This is a genomic window from Methylobacterium sp. E-005, assembly GCF_022829725.1.
In the GTDB taxonomy this organism is placed as follows: Bacteria; Pseudomonadota; Alphaproteobacteria; order Rhizobiales; family Beijerinckiaceae; genus Methylobacterium.
Map to the genome: position 1 here is coordinate 1 of NZ_JAKSYG010000068.1, position 2,806 is coordinate 2,806.

General features: G+C 62.7%; 2 protein-coding genes. One reads left to right on the top strand and one right to left on the bottom strand.

What is annotated here, in order from left to right; genetic code table 11:
- Window positions 1-128: 128 nt before the first annotated feature.
- Window positions 129-1,961, bottom strand: a complete 1,833-nt coding sequence (locus tag MKK88_RS07430; RefSeq protein WP_243998396.1) for a methyl-accepting chemotaxis protein — start codon at window positions 1,959-1,961, stop codon at window positions 129-131.
- A 535-nt stretch (window positions 1,962-2,496) separates the two neighbouring features.
- Between MKK88_RS07430 and MKK88_RS07435 the strand changes: the two genes are divergently transcribed.
- Window positions 2,497-2,700, top strand: a complete 204-nt coding sequence (locus MKK88_RS07435; protein WP_243998398.1) for a hypothetical protein — start codon at window positions 2,497-2,499, stop codon at window positions 2,698-2,700.
- Window positions 2,701-2,806: the final 106 nt, after the last annotated feature.

Genomic DNA, 2,806 nt, shown 5'->3' on the forward strand with positions numbered 1-2,806 from the left:
CTCCCCCAGGGCGCGGATCTGTGCCCCACGGGGCCCGAGATCCACCCCTTCGGCGAAGGCGCCGGCCAGGGCCGCCGTGAGACCCTGAACCTCGCCGAACGGAACGATGGAATGGGGTCCCACAGTGCTCATCGTCGCCTCCCGCTGCGCGCACGGTTGCGAGGAAGCGCCCGACCTCGGCCGCGAGGTGCGCGGACTGGCGCGACCGCTCCGAGGCCGCCCCCAGCACCTGGCTGGCCGCCGCGCCGGTCTCCTTGGCTGCGCGCGCGCCCCCGGCGACGTTGTGCTGCACCCTCCCTGGGCCCTCCCCCGGCCGCGAGGTGCTCGGACTGGCGCGACAGCTCCGAGGCTGCACCAAGCACTTGGCTCGCCGCCGCACCAGTCTCCTCGGCCGCGCCCGCCACCCCGGCGATGTTGTGCGTCACCTCGCCAGTGCCCTGTGCCGCCTGAGAGACATTCCTGACGATCTCCTGTGTCGCCGCGCCTTGCTCCTCCACCGCTGCTGCGATTGATGCCGCCACCCCGTTGATCTCGCGGATGCGTCCGGTGATGCCGCCGATCGATGTGACGGCCTGGCCGGTCGAGGCTTGGATCTGCCCGATCTGCCCGGAGATCTCACTCGTAGCCTTCGCGGTCTGCTCGGCCAGCGCCTTCACTTCGGACGCGACCACCGCGAAGCCCTTACCCGCCGCGCCAGCCCGCGCTGCCTCGATGGTTGCGTTCAACGCCAGCAGGTTGGTCTGCCCGGCGATGGTCGAGATCAGCCCGACCACGTCGCCGATCCGGGACACGGCGGCGCTCAACTCCTGAACGAGTCTACCGGTCTGATCAGCCTCGTGCACGGCACGCTGCGCCAGCTCAGCGGAGCCGGCGACCTGCCGGCTGATCTCTTGCACCGACGAGCCCAGTTCCTCGGCCGCCGCGGCGACCGTATTGACGTTGGAAGCGGCCTCCTCGGCCGCCGCCGCGACCGTGGTCGACTGGCTGGCGGTCTCGGTCGCAGTGGTGGTCATGGTCTGGGCTGTGGCCTGCAACTCGGTGGCGGAGGACGACACCATGCCGATGATGCCACCGACCGCGGCCTCGAAACCGTCGGCCATCTGACGCATCCCAGCCTTACGCTGCTCCTCGGCGGCGAGACGGGCCTGGGCGGTCTCTTCCTCCAGCGCCTTCATGCGGAGCAGGCCATCCTTGAACACCTGTACGGCGTCCGCGATCGTGCCGATTTCGCTCTTCGTACCCCGATGCGGGATCGCGACGGTAAGATCACCCTCGGCAAGCATCTGCATCGGCTGCACGATCGAGCTTATGCCGCGAGAGATGCCGCGGATGATCAGAACGGTGACCATGAGCGTCAGCACGACTGCTGCGACAATCATTCCGAGCATGACGGTATGTACCGTCTCGGCGGAGCGGTCGCTTTCTACCACCACCGCCTCGGCAGCCTTGTCGTTCAACGCAACGATGGCGTCGAGCGCTTGAGCAGCCGCCTTGATGCGCGGACGCACGGTAGCGGTCACCTCTGCCAAAGCGCGCTCCTTATCGCCACTGCGCGATTGAGCGATTACAGCAGGAACCGCGGCAAGGTAAGCCGACCAATTCGTCGTGAAGGTCTGGAAAAGTTCTTGCTCGCCGGGAAGGCTGATCAGAGGTTCATAGGATTTTGAAAAAACTGCGACGGCTGCAGTCTTCTTCTGAAGCTCGCTCTCCTCGAATTCCATGCGGGCTGCTTCTTTGTAGAGAAGGTGATTGACGACGCTTACACGTACATCGATGACACCGGCACGAAGGGCAGCAGCCGTTTTTACGCTTGGCAAGCTATTTTTGCCGATCTCATTTATCGATCGACTTAGAACAGATAGACCACTCCACCCTGCCGCACCTACTGAGAGAACAAATATAAGAACGCCAACAAATGCAAAAATGAGTTTTGTGCGTATTGATATACTTGCGAATGACACGGATGTCGTCCTAAGTCAAAACATTAAAGCCGTCAATCTAGGCTTTCTATAAAATAAATTTCAGTAGTTAATAATTGGCCAACCTAACGAATTTGTTATCAGTCGCGATCTAATTGCAAGGATGACGTTGATCGCCACTATGCGTTGTGATGCCTAGTTAAGCAGATTGCCCGTTTTGGCCCTGTACGTGGCAAATTTTCTGCTTAAATGAACGGCGAATGCTGAAAACGATACCTCCTGCGGTGGGCTCGGTAGTCTCATCGGAACCGTCTACACTCGTCCCATCCAGCCCCGCTTGACCTACGGTTGTAGTCTCACGACCCTAGTTTTCCGAGGCTGATAGCGGATCCGCTGATCACCCTGTTCAACCATGCCCTCAGCGATCGGCTTCGGCCGCGCGCCGGAAGAGCAGCATCGGGGTATCATCTCGCAACGCCCGGGTGCGGCCTCGCCGGTGCAGTCGCGCTGATTGTACGCAATTGCGGCCAAGCTTGAGCCCGGCTAGACGCACTGCCTTGGGGGCGCAGGGGCGTGAATGAGCGATGTCGTGTCCGCATTGCTCCTGGCACTTGCAGCCGAGAACGCCGAACTGCGGGAGCAACTGGCCTCCGCTCAAGACATGCTCGTCGAGACCGCCATCGACGCCGGGAACATGCCCGCCCCCGTCGAGGCCATCCGGACCGACCGCGGTGCGTGCAGGTTCCCGGCGTCGACGGCGGTCTCGACGAGCATGTCTTGAGCGGAGGCCAGTCGCTCCCGCAGTTTGGCGTTCTCGGCTGCAAGTCGCAGGAGCAATGCGGACACGACAACGCTCAATCACTCCCCTCCGCCCCCAAGCCAGTGCC